The sequence below is a fragment of the Motilimonas eburnea genome (assembly GCF_021295345.1).
GTDB lineage: Bacteria > Pseudomonadota > Gammaproteobacteria > Enterobacterales > CBDFNC01 > Motilimonas > Motilimonas eburnea.
On sequence record NZ_JAIMJB010000043.1, the window covers coordinates 1 to 2,602 of the forward strand.

General features: G+C 47.1%; 2 protein-coding genes. Both read left to right on the forward strand.

From position 1 onward, the window contains the following. Positions 1 to 215: 215 nt before the first annotated feature. Positions 216 to 1,760, forward strand: coding sequence for an IS21 family transposase (gene istA / locus K6Y21_RS20915; protein ID WP_233073882.1), 1,545 nt, complete (start codon positions 216 to 218; stop codon positions 1,758 to 1,760). Between the two features lie 10 nt (positions 1,761 to 1,770). Further along, positions 1,771 to 2,523 (forward strand): IS21-like element helper ATPase IstB, encoded by a 753-nt coding sequence (gene istB, locus K6Y21_RS20920; protein ID WP_233073883.1) that lies wholly within the window; start codon positions 1,771 to 1,773, stop codon positions 2,521 to 2,523. The last annotated feature ends 79 nt before the right edge of the window (positions 2,524 to 2,602 follow it).

Genomic DNA, 2,602 nt, shown 5'->3' on the forward strand with positions numbered 1-2,602 from the left:
TTGCATATTCCCATGGATGCCGATCACCCAATAACATTGATGGCGATCACCTGATAACACTCAAGCCGATCACCAAATAACATCGAAGCCGATCACTTTTGCTTCGAAATGTTATTCAGCGATCGGCATCAATGTTATTAGTACAATTTTTAATCAAATCTTCTTTGTAGGTGTGTTTTTACCGTTATTCTGCTGGTTTGCCCAGCGGAGTAACCATGCCAGCAGCACCTATATCTATGAGAAAACTTAAAGAAATACTCAGATTAAAATATGGCTGTGCCTTGAGCCATCGACAAATTGGCAAAAGCTTGTCTGTCTCTCCTTCCGTTGTCTCCATGTATGCCAACCGTGCGGCCCAACTTGGGATCACCGCTTGGCCACTTGACCCTCATTGGGATGATGCCACCCTCAACCACGCTTTTTTACGTACCAAAGTGAAAAAGAAAACCACCTCGCTACCTGATTGGGTAACCATTCATCAAGAGCTCAAGCATAAAACCATGACGCTGCAGCTGTTATGGGAAGAATATGTTGAACGCAACCCATCGAATCACTACAGCTACAATCACTTCTGTCGCCTGTACCAAGCATGGCGTAAGATCCAATCCCCCTCGATGCGCCAAAACCATAAAGCAGGTGAAAAACTGTTTGTGGATTACTGTGGCCCAACGTTGCAAGTGATTAACCCGACCACGGGGGAATGCCGCTCAGCACAGATATTTGTTGCCGTCATGGGCGCATCAAATTACACCTATGCGGAAGCCACTTGGTCACAGGGCCTGGAAGATTGGGTGATGAGTCATGCGCGCTGCTTCGAATTTCTTGGCGGTGTACCTGAACTGGTGATCCCCGATAACTTGCGCAGCGCTGTCAGTAAAACCTGTCGTTATGAGCCAGACCTTAACCCAACTTATCAACAATTGGCCTGTCACTACGATACGGTGGTGGTCCCGGCTAGGCCTTATAAGCCTAAAGACAAAGCGAAGGCGGAAGTGGCAGTACAAATCGTTGAACGCTGGATCATGGCGAAGCTTAGAAATGAACAACATTACAGCCTACGCAGCCTCAATCTGCGAATAGCCGAATTACTCAACGCGTTAAACAACAAACCTATGAAGAAGTTACCAGGGAGTCGTCAGAGTCAATTTGAGCAGATAGACCAACCCGCCTTAAAACCCCTGCCGCGTACCGCTTACTGTTTCACTCAAGTCAAAACCGTGCGCGTTCATTTGGATTATCACGTTGAAGTTGATAAGCATTATTACTCGGTGCCCCATGCGTTAATCAAACAAAAACTGGAAGCGCACATCAGTGGTGAGCTAGTGCGCTTGTTTCATCAAGGCAGAGAGGTGGCGGTTCATCCACGTTCCAGCCAAGCAGGTAGGCATAGCACCCAAGAACAACATATGCCTGATTCCCATCGCCAGCACGGCCAATGGACACCGGCTAGGTTTGAAGCATGGGCAAGTCAAATTGGCGATGAAACCACCACATTAGTGACTCAATTATTGCAAAGTAAAACGCATCCTGAGCAAAGCTATCGTGCCTGTTTAGGTGTGCTCAAATTGAGTAAAAAATACCCCAATGACAGGATTAATGCCGCCTGCGCCAGAGCGCTAGCAATGGGGGTAACCCGTGTCGCCGGTGTCCGTTCAATCTTAGAAAAAGGCCTTGATAAGCAACCGCTACCACAACCTCAACCCGACAATCTTATCAAGATCGAACATCAAAATATCCGCGGCAATGATTACTATCACTAAGGAAAATGACATGAATACATTAACCAAAAAGCTCAACGTATTGAACCTGAGCGGCTTCCAAGCTGAGCTAGCGACACAACAGCAACAAGCAGCCCATTATCGAGAGCTGAGCTTCGAGGAGCGTTTAGAGCTGCTGTTATCGGAAGAAATCAATCAACGCAACTTACGTAAAGTTACGCGGTTGACCAAGCAAGCGAAATTCAGATTGCGCGCAGAGCTGGCGCAGCTGGATTACAGCAGCGCTCGCCAACTCGACAAAGCCAAGATCCGGTCGCTGATGCAAGGCGATTGGCTAGCCTTACACCAAAATGTGCTCATCACAGGCGCAACGGGGTGTGGAAAAACCTACCTTGCTTGTGCGCTAGGGCATCACTTCTGCCAACAAGGACACAGCGTGCTGTACTTCAGGCTAAAAGAGCTTTTAGAAAAAATGTACCTCGCCCAAGCAGAGGGGAGTTATCGAAAACTTATCAATAAAATCGCCAGCAGCCAAATTCTTATCTTAGATGACTGGGGCTTGGAGCCACTAACCTCGAGCCAACGCAGTGATTTACTGGAGTTGATAGATGCTCGGTATGATAACAACTCGACGCTGCTCTGCAGCCAGTTACCGGTGTGTAATTGGTATGAAATGATCGGCGAATCAACACACGCTGACGCCATCTTAGATCGCTTAGTCCATAGCAGCATCAAGCTCGATCTAAAGGGAGAATCGATGAGGAAAATGCAGAATAAATTGACGCAAGTCGATCACTCAAGTTAGTTTAAAGGAGGTTCTACAAAGAAGAATAAAAGTGATCGGCATCGATGTTATTGACCGATCGACTTCATGTTAATACGCA